Source organism: Streptomyces varsoviensis (genome assembly GCF_000718635.1).
Taxonomy (GTDB): domain Bacteria; phylum Actinomycetota; class Actinomycetes; order Streptomycetales; family Streptomycetaceae; genus Streptomyces; species Streptomyces varsoviensis.
This window is the reverse complement of record NZ_JOBF01000034.1, coordinates 1-23,513: the sequence shown is the minus strand read 5'-3', so window position 1 is coordinate 23,513 and position 23,513 is coordinate 1. Positions and strand designations below refer to the sequence as shown.

The window sequence follows — 23,513 nt, the reverse complement described above, 5'->3', positions numbered from 1 at the left end:
GGGGGGTTGGGCGGAAACGGGCGCCGCACCGCCCGCCACCCGTCGAAGCTACTGCCCCGCACGCCGCACGCCCACTGCCATCCCCCGATAGCACTCGGGCATAGCCTCTCCGAACTCCGAACTCCGAACTCCCGCTCATTCACCAGAACTTGGCCGCACGACCAGGAACCCCTGTGCCGGATTGATCTCCACGGAGGAGATCTCGCGCCCGTCCAGCAGACAGTGCGCCAGCTCGAATGGCTGGTGATAGACGAACACCGACGACTTCACATGGAAGATCGACGGACTGTCGATCATAAAAGGCATTTCAGCTACCACGTAGTCCAGCGCGTGATCGATCTGCCGGTCGTCGGGCTCGTCCCCCGTCAGCCCGCGTACGGCCTTCCGGCTGAGTTCCCGGGCCGGCCGCCGCAGCCCCGGGTCCGTACGGCACCCCTGGCCGACCTGCGCCCGCAGATGCCGGTAGGCGGGGCGGTCGAGCAGTTCGGTCCAGGTGTGCAAGTAGTGGTCCGGCAGGTCGATGCCCGCGGCCAGCAGCCCTTGGCGCGCCGGCCCCCGGAGCTTCTTGCGCGCCTGGTGCAGCCGTCGCTCGGCGTGCCCGGGGTCCCACCCCGCCGCGGTGAGCGTGAGCATCGCCTCGTCGCCGGGGATGAACACATCCACCGTGGCGAACCGCCGCGCGGCCCATTCGGTCAGCGACCGTATGAGGCCGGATTTGTAATAGCTGTTGAAGGGCGAGAGTCCGATCAGAGCGTGTTCGGCGGCTTCATATATCCGCGCACAGTTGTCGGTGTACGGAGCAACGTCGAACGCCGTCTGTTCAACGGTTTTTGGGGTGGTGGTGGTCATGCGCGCACGCCCTATTCCTCGCGGATTTCACCGGCCGCGATAGCAGCCGGCCGTACTCGGTGGTCGTAGTCGGTCGTAGTCGGTCGTAGTCAGTTGCCCCCTACGGAGAACCGGACCGAGCCTGCGCGATCTTGCGATCAACTAGCCACATCGCGAGGGAAGTTAGGGACGCTGGAACACGTAACCCCCACCTGAACAGCCAAAACGCATAACCCCTGGTACGCCCGGCTGGAACGCCCGCAGCCCGCGACGGAAGCCGCCGGGCGGCTTCAGACAGGCGCCGGCCCTTAGTGGTCGGCTCCGTAAATCCTTCGGGGGTTGACGGCCGACGACTGATTCGTGAACGTGGCCGCTACGGTCACAAAGCCGCGCCTTTTCCGCCTTCGTCGACCTGGCCAGGGCCCTTGTCCGCTGCCGATGCGCCCCCTGACGAGGAATGTCCAGCAGCAGGTACAGTCACCGCGAGCCGATCGAACCGGGGGCAGTTTGGACAGCTCAACCAGCCAGATCATCGTCGCGGTCCTTGGCATCGGCGGCACCCTCGCGTCCGCCCTGCTCACCCAGCGCAGAGCCGACCGCGCCAGAGCCCGGGAGCTGGAGCACGCACGGCAACTCCAGCAAGACGAACGTGAGTACGCCACTCGCCAGGCTCAGCTTGAGGCTCGGCGCACGTGCTACGCCACTCTCAGCGCCGGTACTCGCGACGTGGCCAACGTGATGACGAAGGTCCTCCACGCCCTGGAGAGGGGTGAGGTGAGCGAGGACCTGCGGTCGGAGCTGGACCGGGCACGCCGCGACCACCGTTTGCGTCACGCCGAGGCCCAGATGGTGCTGCCCGACACCGTGATGCCGGCGGCCAGCACGGCAAACCGCCATCTTGGCGATCTTTACGGCCTGCTGATGCGGCTCGATAAAGGCACGGCCGAGCAGGGAGAGACTCTAGGAACCGCCTGGGAGAGCATGAACAAGCTGTGGGCCCCCCTCTGGAAGATGCGCCATCTCATGCGTGTCGACCTCGGGATCACAGCACCCGAACAGGACCCGTAGAAGAGACGCATCTTCCCGTAATCCGGGTTCAGGCACGGGCACTTGGTGGAGGACGGCGGTGTGGGCATGCCGCGTCCCGCCCGGTCCGCGTCCGGCCACGGCATTTGGGCTCCTTCGCTGCGGCGGGCGGGGCAGGCTGCGGGTTGCCCGTGATCCACTTCAGCGGATCGGTTCGCCTGCCATGCCTGTCCGTACCGCCTGCCCGCACCGCCTGTCCGATAGCCCCCAGTGCCGCCGAACGCACACGGTTGAAGAAGATGGCCTACGGCCACAGGACCGGGCACCGGCTGCGGGTGCGCGCAGGTGGTCCTGCATGCCGCGCGCGGTCGCTCCAACGCGCACATCGCCCGGGAGACGGGGCTGCATTGGGACACCGTGCGCCGTTGGCGTGGCCGGTTCGCCGAACAAGGCCAGCCCGGGCTGAAGGACCGCCAACGCTGCGGCCGCCCGGCCTCGTTCACACCGTTCAGGAAGCCTGCGACCGGCTCGACGCCGTATTCAGCCGACGCACCTGAATATCCCGTACGAACCGGGGCCCCCGCTCCCGCCAGGCAGCGGGTGACGCGGGGCGTAACTCGCCGCCGCGCAGGCGACAGGCGCCGGCCCGTACCGCGCATACGGCCGGACACCGGCGCCGCGCCTCAACCGGCGGCTACCGCGGCGCCACCGCGGCCGTCAGAACAGCCTGCGGGTGCCGCCGCCCTCGGGCCAGGTCTCCCCGACCCCCCGGGTGAGTTCGGCGAAGTCGCCGGCCTCGACCAGGACGGGGGTCTCGTAGACGTCGGCGGATTCGATGTGCAGCGTCTCGCTCATCACGTTCACCTTCCGATCCATGCGGGCGGCGAAGCCCGCCCGCTACAGAAAGTGACGCATACGGACACCTCGACGCACTAGACCCGCCCGCCAACATCACGCCCACGAGTGACCCCAACCCATAAACCCAGCACGTCAGAGCGGCCCACCCCGCACCCACGCCCATCCCGCCTCAACGCTCAGCGCCCCTACCCCGGCATCGCGGAGAGTAATCGCGTGAGGTTCCCGGTCAGGGCTGCCGCGAGGCCGGGGAAGGCGAGAAGGCGGGGGGACGAGGCCGCACCGGCGGAGCCAGGCCAGGCGTGTGTGGGGGGAGAAGTCGCCTTGTCCGCGCGGAGTTTGACCGGTCGGCGCCGCCGTGGACCGCCGGAACGAGTCGCGGGTATCCCGCAGATCATCGGCTTCAGCGCCAGGGTGTCGTTCGTGTTCGCCGCGAACACCGCTACGGCGAGCGGGATGCCCTGGCCCTCGGACAGCACACGCAGCTTGCTGCCCTTCTTGCCCCCCGATCAGCCTTCACCCTACGAGGGCGGCCCAGGCCATGTCGGCGAAGTGGCCAAGCGGTCCGCACGGTCACCTTCCGATCCATGCGGGCGGCGTGCGTCGCGCCGGCACGTGGCCGCAGCCCGGGGCCGATCCGGACAAGCGACGGGTGCCGGGCCCGTACCGCACGTATCGCACGTACGGCCGGGCGCCGGCACCCGCGCCTCAACCCGCGTACTGCGGCACCGTCCTGGCGATCACCAGTCGTCGCCGTACCGCGTGCCACTGCCCTCGGGGGCGCCGTACCCATAGCCCTGGGTTAGTTCGGCGAAGTCGCCGGCCTCGGCCAGCACGGGGGTCTCGTAGACGTCGGCGGATTCGATGTGCAGCGTCTCGCTCATCACAGTCACCATCCGATCCATACGGGCAGCAGTTCCAACCGCTACACACAGTGACGCACACGCGACGCACTAGACCCGCCCGCCAACACCACGCCCACGGGTGACCTCCAGCCCATAAACTCAGCACGTCAGAGCGGTCCGCCCCTCACTCGCACCCATCCCGCCCCAGCGCATAGCCCCTCCACTCAGGAATTGCGGAGAGTAATCATGTGAGGTTCGCGTACGGGCGGCCCCCTCGGGCCCAGCACGTCCCCGGACAGACGACGGGCGCCGGCTCGTACCGCACATGCGGCCGGACACCGACGCCCGCGCCTCAACCGGCGGCTGCTACGGCACCGGTCCGGTTAGTGGGACAAGCCGAACCGGGCGCCACTGCCCTCGGGGAAGCGGATGCCGCGGCCCTGGGTGAGTTCGGCGAAGTCCCCGGCCTCGGCAAGCACGGGGGGCTCGTAGACGTCGGCGGTTTCGATGTGCAGCGTCTCGCTCATCACGTTCACCTTCCGATTCACGTGGGCGGCGAATCCACCCACTACAGAAAGTGACACACGCCGCACCTGCCGAATGCTAGGTGCCCCCTGCGAACTCCATGCCCACGAGTGACCCCCAGCTCCCAAAACTCAGCACGTCAGAGCGCCTCGTCCCCCACTGGCCCCCGCCCCGCCACAGTCGCGTTGCGACTCTGCCCGGCCATTGCGGAGGGTAATCACTTCAGGCTCCCGGAGCCAAACTCCCCCGTTTTCACGCTCCGAAGGAGCGCCCGAAGGGCGTTCGCCGTAGCGGTCACCATGACGCCGGGCGCTTCGCTTTCCCGGAGCCACACCACTCCGTGGGCGGCGGCCAGTTGGAGGCAGTTCGCTCCGTCGCCGCCGCCGGAGAAGGAGGTTTTCTGCCAGTGCGTGTGCTCAGCCATTTCCTCACCCCACACCGCTCTCTGGTCTCACACTCGGTGGCCTGAACCGCTGGCCTTTACAGTCCGCAGGAGCGCGTGAAGCACGGCCGGCGTAACGGTTATGACTTCGCCGGGAGCATCGCTCTCTCGAAGCCACACCACGCCATCAACGGCGGCCAGTTCGACACAGCTATTACCGTCTCCCCCGCCAGAGAAAGAGGACTTCTGCCAGTTGAGACCAGCGGACATCGCTACGCCTTTCACACTTCTCGCATCAAACAGTAGATGAAGTCCCGCGATTTCGCGGGGCTTAGGGACGCTTCTTCCACCTTACGGAACAGGACCCGAAGTCTGGCGATCTGGGACTGGGCGTCCAGGTGCGCCGTGCCATGCGGAGCATCTCGCACGACGGTGTCGAGTTGAGGAACAGCCCCGCCAGCATGAATCATTGAAGACGACGCTCCTGAGAACCAGTCCACATCGAAGGGGATGACTCGAACCGTCACATTGGGCCGTTCCGATTCGTCGAGGACGTGCTTCAGTTGATCGCGGGCGATCAGGCGATCTCCGACTCTGATGCGCAGCGCGGCCTCATGGATCACCGCCTCAAACTCGGTCGGCGATTCGCGACCGACGACAACGCGCCTTCGCATGCGGTGCGCCACCCGTGGCTCAAGTTCGCTAGCGGGCAGCTCTGGCACGTTGTACGAGAACACCGCCCGCGCGTAGCTCTCCGTCTGAAGAATTCCCGGAACGTGGACGATGTTGAGATCGCGGAGAAAGGTGGCGTGGTGTTCCAACTCCGCCAAGTCCAAGAAGGCCGGCGGCAGAACGCCCCGGTACTCCTCCCACCACCCCCGCCCGCGCTCCGTCGCCATCGCCGCCAACGCATCGATCAACTGACCGTCCGCACAGGCATAGTGGGATGCCAATCGGCGCAGGCGCTCCTCGCTGATTCCCGCCCGCCCGGACTCCATCTGGCTCATCTGGATCGGGTTGGTCCCCAGCAGCCCCGCGGCCTCGCGCGCGGTCATGCCTGCCGCCTCGCGCAGCTTTCGCAGTTCCGTACCCAAGCGCTCCTGACGTGCGGTGGGCTGTCTCCTCGGCGGCATGCGTTCCCTTCTTCGTAGCTGACCAAAGTCTGCCGCGCTCCCGGCACTTGGGTCCATTCACGTCTACGAGGGAACCAGCGGGCTTAAGCTTGCGACGGCAGAACCTTAGGCCCTACTGTACGTAACGCGCCACTCACACAGTGCGCGCCGACAAGCCGGAACCACACCACCCCCACGCGCCCAGCGCAGCGCCCCGGCGGGCCGGTGATCCGGTGCCCCCCACCGTACGGAGAATCCGCATGACGACGAACTCCGCTCACGAAGACGAGACTTGGGACTACACCCTCTACGTCCCGCACGACGACCGCGCGGCGGCCGTCGCCCGCGCGACGCTGCGGGCGGTTCTCGCCCTGCACGACCTCACGCACCTCACCGACCGGGCCGAACTGCTCGCGACCGAGCTGCTGTCCAACGCGCTGCGGCATACCGACGGACCGGCGTCGATGCGGCTGTGGTGGTCGGACGGGAAGCTGCGGATCGGGGTGTGGGACACCGATCCGCAGCCGCCGCGCGTGCGGGCGGTCGTCGACCTCGCCGCCGTGCCCGAGGCCGGCGAGGAGGACGAGACGGGGCGCGGGCTCCAGCTCGTGACGCTGTGCTCGGACGACTGGGGGTGGTACAGCCTCGGGGAGGAGTTCTTCGGGTTCAAGGGCAAATACGTGTGGTGCGAGCTGTTGGGCGGGCCACCGTTGGCCGCCGTCGCGGCAAGGCGGCTGACCAGCGCGTAATCCCCCCGGATTGTCCCTTAGGGGATGTCACAGCTCGGCAGCAATGCCGGGGCTGCCGCCCGGGCCCGGCACCGTGGTTCGGCGGAACGGGTACGTTCGAAAGCGTGGCTGGATTCAGGATCGGACGCGGACGGGATGACTCCCAGTCCGCGCAGCAAGGGCAGCAGCGCCCCGGGCAGCAGCAGCAGTACCCGCCCCCGGCGCAACCGCCGCACGGGCGGCAACCGGGCCCGTACGACGGCAGGCAAGGAGGTGGTGGCGCTCAGGGCCACGGCCCAGGCCCAGCTCAGGGCCAGCAGTGGCAGCAGTCGCGGGGCCACGGCGAGCCGGAGTACTTCGGCGGCCCGCCGACGGCGTACGGGCAGGGGCCGGGACAGCCAGGGCCGGGGCAGCCGGGGCCGGGCCCGAACCCGCCCCACGACCCGCGTTACGGGCACGGCCAGGGACAAGGCGGCCAGGCGGACAGCCCCGGCCATACCCAGCAGTTCAACGTGGGCGAGGGCCCCGGTTCGTACGACCCGTACGGCGGGGGGCGGGCCCCGTACAACGACGGTTCGTACGGCGGCGGCTCGTACGACCGGGGGCCGGGCCCGGGCCCGTACAACGGCGGCGGGTACGACGGCCGCCCGTACGACGACGGTCCGTACGACGACGGCGGGTACGGCGGCGGCGACGGCTACGACGGCGGCAACACCTACCGCGCCGGGCAGGCACCGCCGCCGCCCGTCGGGCCGAAGCTGCCGTGGAAGGAACTGCTGAGCGGCCTCGTGCTGCGGCCGTCGGCGACCTTCTGGCAGATGCGCGACCACACGATGTGGCCGACCGCGATCACGGTCACCTTCGTCTACGGCCTGCTCGCCGTCTTCGGCTTCGACAAGGCGCGGCAGGACGTGCTGAACGCCACGCTGTCCAACAGCATCCCGTGGGTGCTGACCACAGCCGTGATCGTCGTCATCGCGAGCCTGATCCTGGGCGCGGTGACGCACACGCTGGCGCGGCAGCTCGGCGGCGACGGGGCGTGGCAGCCGACGGTGGGCCTGTCGATGCTGATCATGTCGATCACGGACGCGCCGCGGCTGCTGTTCGCGATGTTCCTGGGCGGCGACAGCCCGTTCGTGCAGGTGCTGGGGTGGGCGACGTGGCTGGCGGCGGGGGCGCTGTTCACGTCGATGGTGAGCAAGTCGCACGATCTGCCGTGGCCGAAGGCGCTGGCGGCGTCGGCGATCCAGTTGGTCGCGCTGCTGACGATCATCAAGCTGGGCACGTTCTGACGCGCGGAGCGGGTGAGCGGAGCGCGCGTACGAGGTGATGCGCATGCGGTGACGCGTACGCGACGACGGCGCCGGCGGGAGGGAGACCTCCCCCGGCGCCGTCGTTTTTGTACGGCCGTCCGCTCGGCCGGTCCGTATGCGCCGGGGCGGGTGTACGGGCGGGGGCGGGCGTACGGGCAGGGGCGGCGTACGAGCAGGGGCGGGCGTACGGGCGACGGCCGGGCCTCAGCTCGCGGCCAGTTGCTCGCGGAGGGCGTCGAGGCCGTCGCGGTAGATGCCGGTGAAGAGCTCGACCACCTCCTCGTCGCTGGCGCCGTCGGCGTTGAAACGGCCGGACCACTGGACCTCCGCGACATCGTCGCGGCCGGGGACGGCGTGGACGCGGATGGTGGAGACGTAGCCATTGACGGGGAACGGGGCCTGGAGGATGGCGTAGCTGTAGTGGCGCTCGTACTCGCTGAAATCCACCAGGCGCTCGACGATGACCTCGCCGTCCGGGTTGCTGAGCCGGCGGACCCGGCCGCCTTCGAGCGGAGTGCTGTCGGGGATGTACGGGAGCCAGTCGGGCAGCGCGTCGAAGCCGCCGATGAGGCGCCACACCCGGTCGGGCGAGGCGGGGACGACACGGCTGACGGAGGTCGAGGCCATGGTCTTTCTCCTGGATCTTTCGTGGGGGGAGGGGGCGGGCGGGGGCCCGGGGGGATCGGGCGCCAGGCGCCGTCCGGGGGCGTCAGGCGCCGTTGGGGAGGGGGGCGGCGGGGCTGACCAGGCCGGCGGCGCGCAGGTCGGACCAGAACGCGTCCGGGATGCGCTCTTCGAGGGCGGCGGCGTCCTCGGCGATGCGGCTCGGGCGCGAGGCGCCGACGACGGCGGCGGCGGTGACCGGGTGGGCCAGGGAGAACTGCAGGGCGGCGGCCTTCATGCTGATGCCGTGCTTCTCCACGAGGGTGTTGAGCTTCTTGACGTGCTCGATGACCTCCGGCGGGGCCTGCTGGTACTCGAAGTGCGCGCCGCCGACGAGGACGCCGGAGTTGTACGGGCCGCCGACGACCATGTCGACGTCCTGCTCCTGGGCCATGGGCAGCAGGCGCTGGAAGGCGTGCTCGTGGTCGAGGAGGGTGTAGCGGCCGGCGAGGAGGAACCCGTCGGGCTGCGGCTCGTCGAGGGCGAGGGTCAGCTCGATCGGCTCGGTCTTGTTGACGCCCAGGCCCCAGGCCCGGATGACGCCCTCGTCGCGCAGGCGCGACAGCACGCGGAACGCGCCCGTACGGGCCTCCTCGAACTTCTGCACCCACAGGTCGCCGTGGAAGTCCTGCGCGATGTCGTGGACCCAGACGATGTCGAGGCGGTCGGTGCCGAGCCGCTTGAGGCTGTCCTCGATGGAACGCTCGGTGGCGTCGGCGGTCCACTCGTGCAGGATCTTGTTCGGGTTGCCGTGCTCGAAGATCCCGCCCTTCTCGCCGAAGTCGGGTTCGCCCTCCTCGACCTCGTCGAGGACGACGCGGCCGACCTTGGTGGAGAGGACGTACTCGTCGCGGGGCTTGTCGGCGAGCGCTTCGCCGAGCCGCGTCTCGGAGAGGCCGGCGCCGTAGACGGGGGCGGTGTCGTAGTAGCGGATGCCCTGGTCCCAGGCGGCCTCGACGGTGGCGCGGGCCTCGTCGTCGGGGATCGCGCGGAACATGTTGCCGAGGGGGGCGGCGCCGAAACCGAGGCGGCCGGGGAGGATGTTCTTGAGCGTCATGGGGGTGCTCTTTCGGGTGGAGGTTCGCGCGCACTCATAGATAGATGCGCAAGCGCCTTACATGCATTGACAATAATTGCACACGCTGGCTAATGCAAACGCGTGGCCGCGCCGCGCACGCCGTATCGGGCTGTTCTGTATGTCACACCTCCACCGTCACTCCGGGGCGGCGGGGTGGCAAAGGGGAGAAGGGGGCTCCCCGGAAACGACGACCGCCCCTGAACCCGGGGGCGGGTTCAGGGGCGGTTAGCCGTACGTACGCACGTACGAGCGGCGAGGCGCGCCCTACAGGGACATGCGCTGCGGCTCTGCGAGCTGCGGGCTGCGGCTCTGCGGGCTGCCTACAGAGCGTCCTTGGAAGGCGTGACCGGAGTGCCGGACTTGCGGCAGGGGGGAAGTACGGACCAGGGGAAGTTGATCCAGTCCGCGGTGCGCTTCCAGACGTACTCGCACTTCACGAGGGACTGCGGCTTCTCGTAGATCACGGCGCAGCGCACATCGGCGACGTGGCCGGCGCAGAAGTCGTGGACGAGCTTGAGGGTCTTGCCGGTGTCGGCGACATCGTCGGCGACGAGGACCTTCTTGCGACTGAGGTCGACGACGTTGGGGACGGGCGGCAGCATGACCGGGAGGTCGAGGGTCTCGCCGACGCCGGTGTAGAACTCGACGTTCATGACGTGCAGGTTCTTGACGTCGAGGGCGTAGCCGAGGCCGCCGGCGACGAAGAGGCCGCCGCGCGCGATGGACAGGATGATGTCCGGCTCGTACCCGTCGTCGGCGATGGTCTGGGCCAGCTCGCGGATGGCTTCGCCGAAGAGCGGATACGTAAGGTTCTCGCGCTTGTCACTCACTGCCGTGCTCTACCTGTTCCTGTTCCTCGGCGATTGCCGCGCTCGCGGCCGTGGCGATTGCCGCGCTCGCGGCCCTCAGACCTGGGTGCGGTGGAAATTCTGGAAGGAGCGGGAGGGCGTGGGCCCGCGCTGCCCCTGGTACCGGGAACCGTACTTGGCGGAGCCGTACGGGAATTCGGTGGGCGACGTCAGCCGGAACATGCAGAGCTGGCCGATCTTCATGCCGGGCCACAGCTTTATCGGCAGGGTGGCGACGTTCGACAGCTCAAGGGTGACGTGCCCGGAGAAGCCGGGGTCGATGAAGCCCGCGGTGGAGTGCGTCAGCAGGCCGAGGCGGCCGAGGCTGGACTTGCCTTCGAGGCGGGAGGCGACGTCGTCGGGGAGGGTGACGACCTCGTACGTCGAGGCGAGCACGAACTCGCCGGGGTGCAGGATGAACGCCTCGTCCCCCTCCGGCACGACCTCGCGCGTCAGATCCGGCTGCTCGACGGACGGGTCGATGTGCGGGTACCGGTGGTTCTCGAACACCCGGAAGTAGCGGTCGAGCCGCACATCGATGCTCGACGGCTGCACCATCGACTCGTCGTACGGTTCGATCCGCACCCGGCCGTTGTCGATCTCGGTCCGGATGTCCTTGTCTGAGAGAAGCACCCCACGAGGGTACGCGCACGCCGCGGGCCCGGCCCAATCGGACCGGGCCCGCGAGCCGCCCAGACGCGGCTCATAGCTGCTCGCCCACTGCTGCGCGACCGCCACACCTCCGGCTGCCGCTCTCCGGCCGCCGATGCGCCGACGGCCGCTCCTCGCCGACGGCTCCTCGCCTACAACTCTTGGCCTGCCGCTCCCCGCCTACCGCTCTTCGGTGGCGATGGGCACGGAGTGCCGGAGCCGGGCGCACCGCGGACAGCGCAGAAGCCGCCCGGGGCCGATCCGTCCGGCGTTGAGGTGCTGCATCGGGAACGAAGCGGTGCTGAACACGTGCCCTTCGGCACAACGGACGACGGTGCGCTCCATCGAGTCCCAGTCCCTTTCCCCATGTACGTGAAAGACAAAAGCCACATTAGGGGATAGACCAGACGGTCCCGCACGCGGCACTCCGACCAACCGCCGCGCCCACACCGTACGCCCCAACTCCCGCACCCCGCAGCCGCATCCCCCTCCCCCAACACCAACAAAACCCCACGGCAAATGCGCCGAGGGGCAGCCATGGGGTACAGTGTGCGACGGTACGAAGCACCGATCCGGTCGCTTCGCGCGGGTGTAGTTTAATGGTAGAACATGAGCTTCCCAAGCTCAGAGCGCGAGTTCGATTCTCGTCACCCGCTCCACGACAAACCCCCGGGCCAGCGGCCCGGGGGTTGTTTGTTGTCCGGGCCGCTTCGGTTCGATTCGGGGTCGCGCACCACCTCCGCACCACTCGTGCGCCGTTCGCGCATCGTGCCCGCACGCGGAGGGCCGGCGGGCCAGGTCGATAAACCGGCGGGCCGGCCGCTGGCGGTGCCCCGGCCTACGCCAGGGCAGGCTCTCCCAGGATGCCGCGCAGAAGCGCGCCTGTGGCCGGTGAGGCTTCGGCCACCTGCCGTAGCGCTTCGCCCTGGAGATACCGGTAGCTCTGCGGCGGGTGGAATGTCCCGGCGGCGCGCAGGGCACTGAGCGGCACCGGCTCATCGAAAGGCTGGGGCGCTTCAAGGGTGAGTCCGCTGGCCTGAGTGGCACCGCTCATGTATGCGTCGAACTCCCCGCGACTGATGCCGGTTCGACTCCGATGAGCTCGCCACACCTCCCGGGGGGAACCGACGCTGACCGCCGCGATGCGCGCCAGCCCCACCAAGGCCATCGTGGGGGAGGTGGCATAGAGGACGACAGTCGTGCCACGTGGCGCGGCGACGCGCTGGCGACGCACCTCGACCGTCTTGCTGCCCGCCAGGATCGCGGTGGCGAAGCGGGGGTGTACGGACAGCAGCATCGCGCGGTCCAGTTCGTTCACGTCCTTCGGTGTCCCTCTTCGTATACCGCCTGGAACAACTTGTTGCTGATCTTCGACAGCGACATCAGCGAAAACTGTAGTCCCAGGCTGCCGGCCAGTGAGTTCAATCGCGGCAGTGGCACCGGCCTCGGGAAGATCTCGGTATCCGAGAACCGCAAGGCCATCGCGTGGCCCGAAGTACCGGCGCGAGCGACAGCGCGTACCTGCTCCCGACCATATACGCCCAGGTGTTCGAATTTCGAGTGCAGGGCATCCGGCGTGTCGATCAGTACCTCGTCCAATCGTGAGCAGCCGATGACCATTTGGCCTGCTTCCCGGGAGGAGCCCTTGCTGACGTACCAGAGCAAGCGAGCCGGGACGCTCTCACCGCGGCGTCCGGAAGAACGGTAGTAGACGTGTTCTCTGCTGATCCCCAACTCGTCCGGGCGGGGCAGCAACGTCGCCGGCACGTTGAACAGTTCCGCCGACCACCGGGGCTCGATCGGCACCAGGAACGACGGCATCAGCGAGTCCATGACCTTCGCCGGCCACCAGGCCCGCTCGACTACGCCGGCTGTCTCGGCCGGCATGCCGGCCGAGAGCGTGGCAGCCTCATCCCGCCCCAGTTCACGGACTGCCTGACCGGCAACGGTCACCACCTCATGGGCCGTCCCGCAGACATCGACCAGCAGGGCCGCCAGCCCGCCATCGTGCGAGAAGAAGCCGTCGTCGCCTGCCGCAGCCTTGGCTGCGGGTGACGGGAAGGGATCGGTGATGCTTACGACTTGAGCACCGCAGTCCCTTCCGAGCCGCTTCAACGCGAACAGCATCTGCCGCGCCAGCGTCTCCTCCAGAGGATGCGCCGCAGTGCGCAGGACCGGCACGGTCAGCGTCCGCCCGTCCGTGGCCCATGCGTAAAGAGCAACGGGACGACCTTCGCCATCCCGCAGCAACTCCCGGTGACATACGGCCGCGTCGCCGGCCAAGGACCGAAGCCGTTGGGCGAACCCCGAGCCGTCGTCCTCACCCGACTGGTCGAAGAACGCCACGAGCTCGGCCTCCGACCCGGCGGGCAGCTCTCCGGCGCGGAACTCCGTGCCCATGAGGTCAGCCGGCCGGTACATCTGGGCCTGCCGCAACTCGTCCACATGAAGCGTCACCACCGACGGCGTGACGATCTTGACTCCGGCCACCTTCCAGGCAGGGTCGGCCAGTTCCAGCAGAGCCGGGTCCCGGGTCGCAAGCACCTGCAGGCCGGCACACGAGGTCTCGGCCACGTACTGCGCACCGCGCAGCAGCTCAGGTTCGCTCGGCAGGCCGTCGGCGGCTGCGGCTGACCCGGCCGCCTGCAGCAGCTCCCGACGCCGAACACCCACTGCCACAGCGTCTGGGGTGAGCTGTCGCACCCCCTGCGAGGCGGCCCGCTGGTGCCTGCGCTCGGCCGCGTCGGCGATATCCCTGATCTCGTACAGCAACTGCGGTGTGACCGCGACTTCGAGGAGATCTGTCAGCCAGCCGGCCTCCAACGCCTGCGACTCCGCCGCTCCGCCTCTGGGCGCCCGGCCCCGTAGGTCGGCGAAGACACCATGGTCCACGGCGACGACCAGAAGTGCTTCGCTCTCCATGCCCGCGAACAGGTCCAGGTGGCCATGGTCCAGCCACCAGCCGTCCAGGATCTCCCCGTCGCGCCCGCGCCCAGGCACCTCCCCTCGCGGAACGAACCCCAGGCTCGTCCACATCTCGCTGATCCCGTAGTCGCGACGGCACTTCGCTCTGATCCCCAGCCGGTCCCGGTGCCTACGCCGGATCTCCTCCACCAGCAGCCGCGCCACCCCCTTACCGCGGTGTTCCCCTGCGACGCACAGGTGCGCCAGCCGCACATGGGGCCTCCGCTTCGGCAGGCCGAACAACGCGTACCCGATGACCTCGCCCTGCTCGACCGCGACGAGCAGTCCACCGTCGCTCGCGTGTTTACGGTACGCAGGCGGTGTGAGCAGCCCCAGCGTCTTGGTGTAGCGGTCGCCCAAGGCCACGGCCGCATCGACTAACGCCGCATCCGTCTCCGCCACCGGCACGATCTTGATCGTCATGCGTCCCCCTCCGGAAGAACTTGCCACTGGGCCACTGGGGCAGGTCACCTCTGGTCTCAGTGCATACAGGGATCAGCGCATACAGGGAAAGGCCCTGGACCAAGCCCCTCGATCAAGGTCAGGGCGAGAGGAGGAGCGTACGGCAGCAGGCACCGGCGCCGATCATTTGGCCGAATGGCGCTCACGGCAGCGGCCGTGCAAGCAGTCCAATAGCCCGAGCCGGGATCTCCGCACCCGTCACAGCCTCATGAACCGGGGCGGGCCAGGCGTTCCCACCGAGTGGTCAGGCCTCCAGCAAAGGATTCCGCGTTGACGCCCGCGAGACAGATATTCCCCATCGGCTCGATCGTCCTGTACATGGGGAACCGCGCCAACGTCATTCACTACGCATCCGACGGCAATATCGAGATACGCATGCTCAACACAGGCAGCGAGTTGACCGTGCCGCCCGACATGCTCACCCAGCTGCCGCCCCAGCCCCAGCCGAGGACTTCCCGGCCCGGGCTGCTCCTCGGCGTAGCCGGCGTACTGGCCCTGGGCCTGTTCTACGGGCTCTCTGACGACGACAACGGCGAGGCCGCGTCATCGACCCCACAAGCTGTGCCGTCGGTAGCCGCATCCCTGTACCCCTTCGAGGAAGTCGACCCATCCGCCTCGGAGGAAGCGGCGCCTCCCTCCGCGCCCGCCTCTCGCTCCAGCGACCCCACGCCGTCCGTCGTCCCCAGTTATGGAGCCGGGGTACCTTCCTGGGTCAGACGCATTCAGGACGTGAAGGCGGCGTACATCCAGCCCGGAAACCCCGAGGAAGAGAACCCCGCCGACCGCCGGGACTCGATTCAGATCGAATTCACCGGCGGCGACGCCGGCTGGCACTGCGTCGCCGCGAGAGACCTGGCCGGGCCCGATTACGGCGTCATCGTCACCACCCCGACGGGCATTGCCGTGGACTCGAACAACTGCCTCAGCGTGAAGCTCGACGGTCCCTGAGACTGTTCGCGTCCGCCCCTCACCTATCACGGGCATTCAGCCGTACGGGCCAAGTGAGCCGCCCCTGAGGGGCGCCCCACAGTCGCATCAGCAGAAAGCGCCGAGGGCGGGGTGCACGGGGCTCGCTGTGTTCCGGTCTCGTCGAGGTGCGACGTCAGAGGCGTGGTGCAGAGTAACGAAGGGCGGTGCCGCCTCGGCCTGCCTATGCAGATGGGGAACGTCCGGAGAGACTTGCATGCCGAAGATCGCCAGAGGGCGGCGCGTGGGCCAGGCCGCGGTCAACGCACTGCGTACGCTGCTCGAAGAGCACGATCACATCGTTCAAGAGATATCCGGGCAGAACGACTTCGGTGAGGACTTCTATGTCACCTTCACCGATAACGGGGACGTCACCAGCGACACGATCAAGGTCCAGGTCAAGGGCGGAGACAGCTGGCGTCGAGGAAATGGCTACGCGGTCCCCGTCGACCGGCATGGTGATACCTGGGCGGACGGCAACATCCCCGTCTACTGCGTGGTGTATGACCCGGCCACCCCGGCCCTGTACTGGGCGAACGCGACCCAGCAGCTCCGCCGCCTGGGCCCGCTCAATCCACCGAAATACATCGGAGTCAGTCCCAACGCAGTGCTCGACGACATCACCATGGGTTCCTTTGTCGCTCAGGCACGCCAATACGTCGGGCGCTACCGGGGCCGGCAGGCCGTCCTTACCCACCTCGGCGAAATGTCCGGGGCCGAATTCGACCCGGGCGACCACGTGCTGCACTTCGTCAACGGGGACGACGAGGACCTCATCTTTTGGAAGGCCCCCGGGGCCACGGTGGCGACGCTGCTTCTCAGCGCCCAAAGTTGGGATCCGGTGTGGGTCAGTCTGGAGTCGCTGGTGCGCTCCGCGCTTCCGGCCCCGGAGGAGGGCGACGACCTCGGCCTTCCGGACTCCGACCTGTGGACAGCTGAGGAACTGGGCCTGAGCCGGACCGAGACCATGTGGGTGGCCGCGTGCTTCATGTCCACACTGCAGGCGGACGAGGGCCCTGAGGACGACCTCATCAGACCTGCCGAGTGCGAAGGGTGTCCCAACTGCACGGAGGAGCACGGGAGGATCGAGGCGAATGTCATTCATGAGTACGTGCTCGCCCGCATACTCGACCGCCTCGGGTCCGAGCCGGACCTCCTTCAGCGCTCAATTCTGGCCATGCGAGAAGACACCGACCTGGAGCCGGAAATCGTCGCAGAACTGGGCTCTCTCGAAACCGAGCCCCGCGTCGTCCGTCAGGTGAACAAACTGAGCCACGCCACGGTGGCGGCAGTCGACGACATCGAACCGGAAGCGTACCGACTGGCCGTCATGTACCTGATCCGTTGCATCTACGTCGGTAGTCCCTCGCTCCCTCTTGACGAACAAGTCCGAATCGACTGGCGCGTCCCTGAGCCCGAGGCATCGACGTCTCAGGGCCGCTCGACGTGAGACCGGACGCTTGTCATCGCAGAAGCGGCCCCGCGCACGCTCACCAAACGCTTTGTCGCTACTGCTCGGGTGCCGTGAGGGTGCTGACGGGGGGGCTCGTGGGCATGGCGCGGGCCCGCGTGGGCCACGGCAGTACGCGGCGCGGGTTACGGGTGTACGGGCTCGGGCGGGGTGTCCGCGGGGTGGGTCGGGGTTGGTTTGCTGCGGGCTATGCCTATTCCGGTGTAGCCGCAGATGATGGCGAAGACGGCGCCGAGGTAGCAGAGGAAGGCGTAGGGCGCGTACGAGAGGGTGGCGACGCCGAGGGCGGTCGACATGTACATACCGGCCTCGCTCCAGGGGAGCAGCGGCACCATCACGGTGCCGGAGTCCTCCAGGGTGCGGGACAGGTTCTTGGCGTCGAGGCCGTGTTCGGCGTAGACGCGCTTGAACCCCTCGCCGGGGATGAGGATGGTCAGGTACGAGGTGCCGGTGGCCAGCGCCACGCCGACCGACGAGCCCACCGTCGCCAGCACGATGCCGCCGGTGCGCCGTACGCGCTTCAGCAGCCGGGCCATCAGTACGTCCATGCAGCCGGCCTCGGTGATGATGCCCGCGAAGGCGAAGCCCGCGAGGCCGATCAGCACGACGTTCGTCATGGAGGCGAGCCCGCCGCGGTTGAGCAGGGTCTGCGCCGCGGCCGGGACCGTGTGCCCGTCGCCGCCGTGGGAGGCGAGCAGGTCGACGCTGAAGCCGGAGGACGCGGCCGTACTCAGGTCGCTCAGGGAGAAGCCCTGCACCACGCCGCCGAGCACCGCCGCGACCACGGACGACAGGATGATCGTCGGCAGCGGCGGCTTGCGCAGCACCGCGCCGGCCAGGACCACGAGCGGCGGCAGGAACAGCAGCGGGTTGAACGTGAACGACTTGTCCAGGAAGTCGAGGAGTTCCTGCGTCGTGTGGCCGGGCTGCTCGACCGAGCCCGTGTGCTGCGTCAGGCCGAGGAAGAAGTAGATGGCCAGCGAGACGAGCGCGGCCGGGACCGTCGTGTAGAGCAGGTGCCGGATGTGCGCGAAGAGGTTGGTGCCGGCCACGACCGGCGCCAGGTTCGTGGTGTCCGACAGGGGGGACATCTTGTCGCCGAAGTACGCGCCCGCCACGATCGCGCCCGCCGTCATGGGCAGCGAGGCGCCCAGCCCGCCCGCCACGCTGATGAGGGCCACACCGACCGTACCGACCGAGCCCCACGACGTACCGGTGAGAGTCGAGACCACGGCGGTGATCAGGAACGACACCGGAATGATCCAGTGCGGATCGATCGCCCGGAGGCCGAGGTCCACCATCATCGGGATCGTGCCGCTGACCATCCACGTGCCGGTGAGCATCCCGATGGATATCAGGATCAGGAGCGCCGGCATCGTCGAGTCGATCTTCCGGCAGATGCCGGCCAGCATCTGCTCCCAGGTCAGGCCGAGCCGCAGGGCGAAGACGCCGGCGAACGAGCCGGCGACGATCAGCAGGATGACGGGGGCGATGTCCAGCCAGACCGTTCCGACGACCAGGAGGGCGATCATCACGACGACGGGGGTGAGGGCCTGGAGGAAGGTCGGCCTGCGCCGGGACGCCTCGGCCGGAGCGGTTTCTGGCATAAGTCGCTCATTTCGGGATGAGGGAGGGTAGGGGGTGGCCAACTGGACGCCGGGGGGGTGCCGGCCGTTCCTGGGGCCCTTTGGGTCCTGTGGTTTTTGTGGGTCTTGTTGTTTTTTTGCGGGCTGGGTGGAGCCTTGTCGGCCCTGTCAGCCTTCTTGTGCCTGTGTCTTGCGCCTTGCGCCTTGTCGCGAAGGGGCGCGGCTACGTTGCGGGATGGTCCGGTGCCCCGGGGCGTACGCGGAGTGTCGCGTCGCCGATGAGGCCGGTCACCGTTTCCGCCGGGAGCGCGGGTGCGTGGTGGCCTCGTACGCCGGTCACCGGGCGGGCCGCGAACAGCGAGCCGAGTACGGCCTCTTCGGTGGCTTCGGCGACGGCCCGGAAGAACCGGTCGATCAGGGGGCCGTCCTCGGCGAGGGCCGAGGCGGCGCGTACCGGGCCCGCCGGGCGGTGCGGCACGCGGTGCGTGGTCGACCAGGCGAGGGCGTACTCGCCGCTGCCGTGCTGGACGATCCCGCCGGTACGGGCCAGGCCGACCGTGGCCCGTTTGGCCATCCGGCGTAGCTGGCGGGCGTCGGCCGGGGCGTCCGTGGCGATGAGGACGACGCAGGACCCGGCGCCGCGCGCGAACTCGGCCTGCTCCCTGGCCTGGTGCGGGGTGAGGGTACGGCCCACCGGGACGCCGAGTACGGTCAGGTCCTCGGCCACGCCGAAGTTGGCCAGGACCAGGACGCCCACGGTATAACGGGCGCCGGTGCCGTCGCCTGTGCCCTCGCCCGCCTCGATCAGGCGGGAGCTGGTGCCGATGCCGGCCTTCCAGCCGAAGGCCACCATGCCGGTGCCCGCGCCCACGGCCCCCTCCGGCACCGGGCCGTCGGACGCGGCCGACAGCGCGTCGAGCACGTGTTCCGGGCGTACGTGCAGGCCGCGGATGTCGTTGAGCCAGCCGTCGTTGCACTCGAAGACCGCCGGGTTGACGGTGCCCGTGGTGGTGCCGATCTCCGGGTGCCCGTCCAGCGCGTGCCGGACCAGCCCCTCGAAGGCGGCGCCGACGCCGAGCGTGTTCGTGAGCGCCAACGGCGTCTCCAGCACGCCCAGTTCGGCGATCTGGCTCAGGCCGGCCGCCTTCCCGAACCCGTTGACGACCTCCAGGCCCGCGACCGGCTTCTCCCGGAAGACGGAGCCGGGCGCCGGGACGACGACGGTGGCCCCGGTACGTACGGGCGTCTCGGCGTCGTGGTGGTCGAGCGTGACGTGGCCGACGCGGACGCCGGGCACGTCGGTGAGGGAGTTCGAGGGGCCGGGGGGCAGGGTGCCGGGGGCGATGCCCAGGTCGCGGGGGCGGGGCTGGGACTGGGGGCGGGGGCGGGGCGTGCTGGTCATGGTGCGGTACGTTCCGTGGTTTCGGTGCGTTCCGTACGCCGCGCCTCCGGCGCCCCTCCGCCTCGGGCTTCGGGCTGCTCGGACTGGCTCGACTGCTCGGACTGCATGGAATGCAGCAGTTGGGTTTCCACGAGGCCGAGGTGGGCCTCCATCAAGCTGGCCGCGAGATCGGCGTCGCCGGCGGCGACCGCCTCCGCCATCGCCTCGTGGTCGGCGAGCGAGGTCTCCGTGTGAGAGGTCCGCGAGGTGAGGCCGCTGCGCAACACGATCACCTGCTGTTGCACCAGCCACACCTGTTCGGCGATGCGCGGGCTGTGCGCGGCTTCCATCAGCGCGCGGTGGAAGTCCAGGTCCAGGTCGTACAGCAGCTTGCGCCCCGCCTCGCGGGCCTTGCGGGAGCGTTCGCACACCCTGCGCAGGCGGGTGACCTCCTGCGGCCGACGGCGCTGGGCGGCCATGCGGGCCGCGGCGCATTCGAGGGCCGCGCGCAGTTCGAAGAGCGCCGCGACGTCCTCGGGGCGGGCGGCGAACACGGCGGCGCCCTTGTTGGGCACGTGGACGAGCAGGCCGTCGCTCACGAGCTGCCCGATGGCCTCGCGCAACGGGCCCCGGCTGATGCCCAGGTCGCGGGCGATCTCGACCTCGTTGAGGCGGGTGCCGGGCGGGAGCACGCCGGTGAGGATCTGCTCGCGCAGCATCTCCACGACTTGTCCCGCCAAGCCGCGGTGGACCAGGCCGGTCATGGAAACCTCCCAGGGGCGAGGGGCCGGGCGGGCCGGTGCGGGGTGCTCGGCTCGCGGTGCGGTGCTCGGCTGACGCGCGCGCCGCCGTCGAAACGCACGCGGTACCACGGCACCGCGGCACTGAGCCGGCGCGCGTCACGAACCGTCGACGGTCACCGAACCGCCGCCAGTCAGCGCACTGTCACCAGCCACCGAACCGCCGGCAGTCACCGAACCGCCGACGGCCACTGAGCCGCCGGCAGTCACCGAACCGCCGACGGCCACCGAACCGCCGCCAGTCACCAAACCGCCGCCAGTCACCGAGCCGCCGACAGTCCCGAACTGTCGACAGTCACCACAAAGAGGTGGTGACAGACGACAGTGGACAGGCGGGACGGGCCGGATGTCAACGGTTATCGGCGACCGTCTTTCATCGTGGTCGACCCGTCGACAGGGGCGCGGAAAACTGATAACTGTCGACAGTTCGACGGGCGCGGGAACCTTGGCTCGCCCCGCGCCGACGACCGAAGGGACGAGGACGACCATGACCACCGCAGACGCAGACACCGCGGCACCCGAGGACTCCGCCGCACCCCCCTCACGGGCGGCGGAGCTCGCCTACCCCGTGCTCGCGGAGGTGTGGCGCGGCGACTTCCTGGAGTCCGTGCACCACGGATCGGTCGTGTGCCTCGACGCCGACGGCAAGGCCGTACTGACGGCCGGCCCGGTCGATGTCCCCATGTACCCGCGGTCGTCCAACAAGCCGCTCCAGAGCGTCGGCATGCTCCGCGCGGGGCTCGACCTCGACGGCGAACTCCTCGCGCTCGCCTGCGCGAGCCACTCCGGCGAGGCGTTCCACCTCGACGGCGTACGGCGCATCCTCGCGGGCGCGGGCCTGACGGAGGACGCCCTGCAGTGCACGGCCGCGCTGCCCATCGGCGCCGAGTCGCAGCCCGCGCACCTGGCGGCGGGGCTCGGGCCGAGCCGCATCACCATGAACTGCTCGGGCAAGCACGCCGCGATGCTGGCCACGTGCGTGGCGGCGGGGTGGTCCGTGGAGAACTATCTCGACCCCGAGCACCCCCTCCAACTCGCCCTGCGCGCGACGCTGGAGGACCTGGCCGGGGAGAAGTCGACGTCGGTCGGCGTCGACGGCTGCGGCGCGCCGCTGTTCGCGCTCACGCTCACCGGTCTGGCGCGCGCCTTCGCCAAGATCGCGACGGCCCCCGCGGGCAGCCACGAGGCGCGGGTGGCCGCCGCCATGAACGCCCACCCCGAGTACGTCGGCGGGACCGGCCGCGACGTCACCACCCTCATGCAGGCCATACCCGGCGCCGTCGCCAAGGACGGTGCCGAGGGCGTCTACGCCCTGGCCCTCCCCGACGGCTCCGCCATCGCCCTCAAGATCGCCGACGGCTCGCAGCGCCCCCGCCCCGTCGTCATGACAGCGGCCCTGCGCCACATCGGCGTCCCCGTAGCCACCGACACCCGCCTCTCCGCCCTCACCACGGCCCCCGTCCTCGGCCACGGCCAACCCGTAGGCGCCGTACGCCCCTCAGCAGCCCTGGCCCACCCCACACCCGCGCCCTGACCGCCCCTACGAAGGCCGCCGCCCCGACGGCACGGGCGCGGGCGAGGACATGCACAGGAAGCACTCCGTCACTCGCGCCCGGCGAACCCGAACTCCCCTCACCGAGGATTCTTCGCGGTCGGGGGGAGCGGCTCAGCACTACGCCGAGGACGCCCTGCCCAGGGAACGCTCGGCGTTGTCGACGAGCTCCTTGTAGGTGAGCACCTCAACTCGATTCACATGGGTATTGAGAGTGCGAAGTGCCTCGTTGATCGCCTCCTCCGGCACCGAGGGCTGTACCGAGGGGTGTCCGATCAGCACCATCGCACTGGCCCGGCGCGTTTCGATACCAAGCTCTTCGCGGAGCCGGTGACGGTTCTCGTCCAAGCCGACCAAGTAATTCACCGCTTGGCCGACGGCGTTGTGCACTTCAGAGGTGGGTACCCAAGACCCGCGATATTTCTTCACCAGATGCCCGGCCAGGCTGGCGGCGCGCTTCAGTTCGACCACGTGCAACGCGCCGTCGCCACGGATCAAGGGAATGTCCACCTCGTTCCCCGGCACCAGCCTGCGTTGAGTTGCTTCTCCAACGAACCGCCCGCCGAAGATCCAGTGCTGCCCCTCCAAGGCACGCTGAAGCGCGTATTCGGAAGCCGTGGCGTCCTCCACAACCTTGCGCAAAGCCGCCAGGCCGGACGATCGCCGTTGCAGCTCCTTCGCTCTGAGAACCATCTCCCCCTCCGTGTCGGCGGCAAGGAGAGCGACAGCTTCCGGCGAGGCGACAATCCGGCGAGCAGCCTCCGCCGGGTCCTCGATGTCGATCCGTTCCCGCAGCACGCGCTCCAGCCACACCGCGATCTCGGCCCGCCCACGGAGAACGCGATACCGGCCTGGGCGGTCCTCCGGCGCGTCCAGATACCGCGCGTCCTCGGATAGCGATCCGAAGTACGCAATCAGATCGCCTACGTCGGCGTCGGGGTGCTCTTCCGCATACTCACGGCTCGCTTCCGCGAGGCGCCCGAACTGGTGACATAGCAGTTCGCTAGCACCATTCCGCAAGTTCGTATTGCGTACACCATCTTGGAACAGGCGATACCGGTCATTAAGGTCCGGCTGGAGAATGCGCCCCTCGGCGTAGTCCAAAGAGTCTTGGACCAGACGGACGACCTGCCACTCGCCAACGTCTGCCGCACTTCGGCGAATCGCTTCCAGCATCTGGATCAGGGCCTTCCCTCCCCTGCGATGCGCTCTACTGCCGCTGTTCATGTATCTCCGCGCCGCCGCGAGGGCTTCCCTCACGTCCGGATCGACGGCCGCATCCAATACATGCTTGAGTTGCATATCTAAAGAGAAGTCTGCTCTAACGGTCATACGGCGAGTCTGACCGAGGGAACGGGCAAGGGTGTTCTGGACCCGCCTAGGTCGTTTCTGATGGCTCTTGTCGGGCGGGGTGGATCAGGTCTCGGCCCGGGCAGGCGTCGGGCATGGTGCGACGACATGAACTGACCGATGCGCA

23 protein-coding genes, 1 tRNA gene and 1 pseudogene are annotated in these 23,513 nt (G+C 69.0%); 8 read left to right on the top strand and 17 right to left on the bottom strand.

All coding sequences use genetic code 11. The annotated features are described in order from the left end of the window. Positions 1-135: 135 nt before the first annotated feature. Positions 136-849 carry a tRNA-dependent cyclodipeptide synthase gene (locus tag IF55_RS32625; protein ID WP_030889157.1) on the bottom strand — a complete coding sequence of 238 codons (714 nt, stop codon included), beginning with the start codon at positions 847-849 and terminating at the stop codon, positions 136-138. 486 nt (positions 850-1,335) lie between these two features. Here IF55_RS32625 and IF55_RS32620 point away from each other — a divergent pair, with 486 nt between their 5' ends. Continuing rightward, positions 1,336-1,896, top strand: coding sequence for a hypothetical protein (locus IF55_RS32620; RefSeq protein WP_030889160.1), 561 nt, complete (start codon positions 1,336-1,338; stop codon positions 1,894-1,896). Between the two features lie 303 nt (positions 1,897-2,199). Continuing rightward, a pseudogene (locus IF55_RS41015) lies at positions 2,200-2,340 on the top strand (helix-turn-helix domain-containing protein); the annotation flags it as partial. Between the two features lie 231 nt (positions 2,341-2,571). On the opposite strand, the gene IF55_RS38975 reads toward IF55_RS41015, so the two are convergent. From IF55_RS38975 to IF55_RS32610, 6 genes are all read right to left on the bottom strand, one after another. Continuing rightward, positions 2,572-2,709, bottom strand: a complete 138-nt coding sequence (locus IF55_RS38975) for a lasso RiPP family leader peptide-containing protein (protein ID WP_106980521.1) — start codon at positions 2,707-2,709, stop codon at positions 2,572-2,574. A 740-nt stretch (positions 2,710-3,449) separates the two neighbouring features. Beyond that, entirely contained in the window at positions 3,450-3,593 is a 144-nt protein-coding gene (locus IF55_RS38970; protein WP_106980520.1) for a lasso RiPP family leader peptide-containing protein, read from the bottom strand. A gap of 344 nt (positions 3,594-3,937) precedes the next feature. Then, positions 3,938-4,081 (bottom strand): lasso RiPP family leader peptide-containing protein, encoded by a 144-nt coding sequence (locus IF55_RS38965; RefSeq protein ID WP_157854533.1) that lies wholly within the window; start codon positions 4,079-4,081, stop codon positions 3,938-3,940. A gap of 215 nt (positions 4,082-4,296) precedes the next feature. Next, positions 4,297-4,503, bottom strand: a complete 207-nt coding sequence (locus tag IF55_RS32615; protein WP_030889163.1) for a DUF397 domain-containing protein — start codon at positions 4,501-4,503, stop codon at positions 4,297-4,299. A gap of 27 nt (positions 4,504-4,530) precedes the next feature. Beyond that, positions 4,531-4,731: a DUF397 domain-containing protein gene (locus tag IF55_RS37895; protein WP_078645647.1), complete on the bottom strand. Its 201-nt coding sequence runs from the start codon at positions 4,729-4,731 to the stop codon at positions 4,531-4,533. Between the two features lie 11 nt (positions 4,732-4,742). Continuing rightward, positions 4,743-5,594 carry a helix-turn-helix domain-containing protein gene (locus tag IF55_RS32610; RefSeq protein WP_030889166.1) on the bottom strand — a complete coding sequence of 284 codons (852 nt, stop codon included), beginning with the start codon at positions 5,592-5,594 and terminating at the stop codon, positions 4,743-4,745. 239 nt (positions 5,595-5,833) lie between these two features. Between IF55_RS32610 and IF55_RS32605 the strand changes: the two genes are divergently transcribed. Together IF55_RS32605 and IF55_RS37890 are read left to right on the top strand one after the other, a co-directional pair. Then, on the top strand, positions 5,834-6,322 hold the full coding sequence (locus IF55_RS32605) for an ATP-binding protein (protein WP_037966618.1): 489 nt from the start codon (positions 5,834-5,836) through the stop codon (positions 6,320-6,322). Between the two features lie 104 nt (positions 6,323-6,426). Continuing rightward, a complete protein-coding gene (locus tag IF55_RS37890; protein WP_245661598.1) occupies positions 6,427-7,593 on the top strand; it encodes a Yip1 family protein in 1,167 nt (388 codons plus the stop codon). Between the two features lie 225 nt (positions 7,594-7,818). Here IF55_RS37890 and IF55_RS32595 read toward each other — a convergent pair whose 3' ends face one another. The 4 genes from IF55_RS32595 to dcd form a co-directional block, all read right to left on the bottom strand. Beyond that, positions 7,819-8,241 carry an SRPBCC family protein gene (locus IF55_RS32595; RefSeq protein ID WP_030889173.1) on the bottom strand — a complete coding sequence of 141 codons (423 nt, stop codon included), beginning with the start codon at positions 8,239-8,241 and terminating at the stop codon, positions 7,819-7,821. An 82-nt stretch (positions 8,242-8,323) separates the two neighbouring features. Then, positions 8,324-9,334, bottom strand: coding sequence for an aldo/keto reductase (locus IF55_RS32590; RefSeq protein WP_048832959.1), 1,011 nt, complete (start codon positions 9,332-9,334; stop codon positions 8,324-8,326). Positions 9,335-9,675: 341 nt separating this feature from the next. Then, positions 9,676-10,185: a phosphoribosyltransferase gene (locus IF55_RS32585; protein ID WP_030893155.1), complete on the bottom strand. Its 510-nt coding sequence runs from the start codon at positions 10,183-10,185 to the stop codon at positions 9,676-9,678. 75 nt (positions 10,186-10,260) lie between these two features. Next, positions 10,261-10,836, bottom strand: a complete 576-nt coding sequence (dcd, locus tag IF55_RS32580; RefSeq protein WP_030893157.1) for a dCTP deaminase — start codon at positions 10,834-10,836, stop codon at positions 10,261-10,263. Between the two features lie 603 nt (positions 10,837-11,439). Between dcd and IF55_RS32575 the strand changes: the two genes are divergently transcribed. Continuing rightward, positions 11,440-11,513 (top strand) — tRNA-Gly (locus IF55_RS32575). Between the two features lie 179 nt (positions 11,514-11,692). Here IF55_RS32575 and IF55_RS32570 read toward each other — a convergent pair. Beyond that, positions 11,693-12,172 carry an ASCH domain-containing protein gene (locus tag IF55_RS32570; protein ID WP_245661596.1) on the bottom strand — a complete coding sequence of 160 codons (480 nt, stop codon included), beginning with the start codon at positions 12,170-12,172 and terminating at the stop codon, positions 11,693-11,695. After that, positions 12,169-14,241 (bottom strand): GNAT family N-acetyltransferase, encoded by a 2,073-nt coding sequence (locus tag IF55_RS32565; RefSeq protein ID WP_030893162.1) that lies wholly within the window; start codon positions 14,239-14,241, stop codon positions 12,169-12,171. Before IF55_RS32565 ends, IF55_RS32570 begins: the two co-directional genes overlap by 4 nt. A gap of 309 nt (positions 14,242-14,550) precedes the next feature. Between IF55_RS32565 and IF55_RS32560 the strand changes: the two genes are divergently transcribed. Together IF55_RS32560 and IF55_RS32555 are read left to right on the top strand one after the other, a co-directional pair. Next, a complete protein-coding gene (locus IF55_RS32560) occupies positions 14,551-15,228 on the top strand; it encodes a hypothetical protein (protein ID WP_030893164.1) in 678 nt (225 codons plus the stop codon). Between the two features lie 235 nt (positions 15,229-15,463). Beyond that, positions 15,464-16,696 (top strand): DUF4365 domain-containing protein, encoded by a 1,233-nt coding sequence (locus tag IF55_RS32555; RefSeq protein WP_030893165.1) that lies wholly within the window; start codon positions 15,464-15,466, stop codon positions 16,694-16,696. Positions 16,697-16,842: 146 nt separating this feature from the next. Here IF55_RS32555 and nhaC read toward each other — a convergent pair whose 3' ends face one another. The 3 genes from nhaC to IF55_RS32540 form a co-directional block, all read right to left on the bottom strand. Continuing rightward, positions 16,843-18,324: a Na+/H+ antiporter NhaC gene (nhaC, locus tag IF55_RS32550; protein ID WP_048832958.1), complete on the bottom strand. Its 1,482-nt coding sequence runs from the start codon at positions 18,322-18,324 to the stop codon at positions 16,843-16,845. Positions 18,325-18,526: 202 nt separating this feature from the next. After that, entirely contained in the window at positions 18,527-19,705 is a 1,179-nt protein-coding gene (locus IF55_RS32545; protein WP_030893169.1) for a DmpA family aminopeptidase, read from the bottom strand. Beyond that, complete coding sequence (locus tag IF55_RS32540; RefSeq protein WP_063764080.1) at positions 19,702-20,448, bottom strand: GntR family transcriptional regulator; 747 nt, start codon at positions 20,446-20,448, stop codon at positions 19,702-19,704. The genes IF55_RS32545 and IF55_RS32540 overlap by 4 nt, the downstream gene beginning before the upstream one ends. A 523-nt stretch (positions 20,449-20,971) precedes the next feature. On the opposite strand from IF55_RS32540, the gene IF55_RS32535 reads away from it, so the two are divergent. Then, a complete protein-coding gene (locus IF55_RS32535; protein WP_078645645.1) occupies positions 20,972-22,018 on the top strand; it encodes an asparaginase in 1,047 nt (348 codons plus the stop codon). 138 nt (positions 22,019-22,156) lie between these two features. Here IF55_RS32535 and IF55_RS32530 read toward each other — a convergent pair whose 3' ends face one another. Then, a complete protein-coding gene (locus tag IF55_RS32530) occupies positions 22,157-23,368 on the bottom strand; it encodes a Shedu anti-phage system protein SduA domain-containing protein (RefSeq protein ID WP_078645643.1) in 1,212 nt (403 codons plus the stop codon). Positions 23,369-23,513 lie beyond the last annotated feature (145 nt).

What these genes read in the sequence shown, in the direction of transcription:
- IF55_RS32625 (WP_030889157.1), bottom strand. Translation starts at nt 849, where the DNA reads ATGACCACCACCACCCCAAAAACCGTTGAACAGACGGCGTTCGACGTT.
- IF55_RS38975 (WP_106980521.1), bottom strand. Translation starts at nt 2,709, where the DNA reads ATGAGCGAGACGCTGCACATCGAATCCGCCGACGTCTACGAGACCCCC.
- IF55_RS38970 (WP_106980520.1), bottom strand. Translation starts at nt 3,593, where the DNA reads ATGAGCGAGACGCTGCACATCGAATCCGCCGACGTCTACGAGACCCCC.
- IF55_RS38965 (WP_157854533.1), bottom strand. Translation starts at nt 4,081, where the DNA reads ATGAGCGAGACGCTGCACATCGAAACCGCCGACGTCTACGAGCCCCCC.
- IF55_RS32615 (WP_030889163.1), bottom strand. Translation starts at nt 4,503, where the DNA reads ATGGCTGAGCACACGCACTGGCAGAAAACCTCCTTCTCCGGCGGCGGC.
- IF55_RS37895 (WP_078645647.1), bottom strand. Translation starts at nt 4,731, where the DNA reads ATGTCCGCTGGTCTCAACTGGCAGAAGTCCTCTTTCTCTGGCGGGGGA.
- IF55_RS32610 (WP_030889166.1), bottom strand. Translation starts at nt 5,594, where the DNA reads ATGCCGCCGAGGAGACAGCCCACCGCACGTCAGGAGCGCTTGGGTACG.
- IF55_RS32605 (WP_037966618.1), top strand. Translation starts at nt 5,834, where the DNA reads ATGACGACGAACTCCGCTCACGAAGACGAGACTTGGGACTACACCCTC.
- IF55_RS32595 (WP_030889173.1), bottom strand. Translation starts at nt 8,241, where the DNA reads ATGGCCTCGACCTCCGTCAGCCGTGTCGTCCCCGCCTCGCCCGACCGG.
- IF55_RS32590 (WP_048832959.1), bottom strand. Translation starts at nt 9,334, where the DNA reads ATGACGCTCAAGAACATCCTCCCCGGCCGCCTCGGTTTCGGCGCCGCC.
- IF55_RS32565 (WP_030893162.1), bottom strand. Translation starts at nt 14,241, where the DNA reads ATGACGATCAAGATCGTGCCGGTGGCGGAGACGGATGCGGCGTTAGTC.
- IF55_RS32555 (WP_030893165.1), top strand. Translation starts at nt 15,464, where the DNA reads ATGCCGAAGATCGCCAGAGGGCGGCGCGTGGGCCAGGCCGCGGTCAAC.
- nhaC (WP_048832958.1), bottom strand. Translation starts at nt 18,324, where the DNA reads ATGCCAGAAACCGCTCCGGCCGAGGCGTCCCGGCGCAGGCCGACCTTC.
- IF55_RS32545 (WP_030893169.1), bottom strand. Translation starts at nt 19,705, where the DNA reads ATGACCAGCACGCCCCGCCCCCGCCCCCAGTCCCAGCCCCGCCCCCGC.
- IF55_RS32540 (WP_063764080.1), bottom strand. Translation starts at nt 20,448, where the DNA reads ATGACCGGCCTGGTCCACCGCGGCTTGGCGGGACAAGTCGTGGAGATG.
- IF55_RS32535 (WP_078645645.1), top strand. Translation starts at nt 20,972, where the DNA reads ATGACCACCGCAGACGCAGACACCGCGGCACCCGAGGACTCCGCCGCA.
- IF55_RS32530 (WP_078645643.1), bottom strand. Translation starts at nt 23,368, where the DNA reads ATGACCGTTAGAGCAGACTTCTCTTTAGATATGCAACTCAAGCATGTA.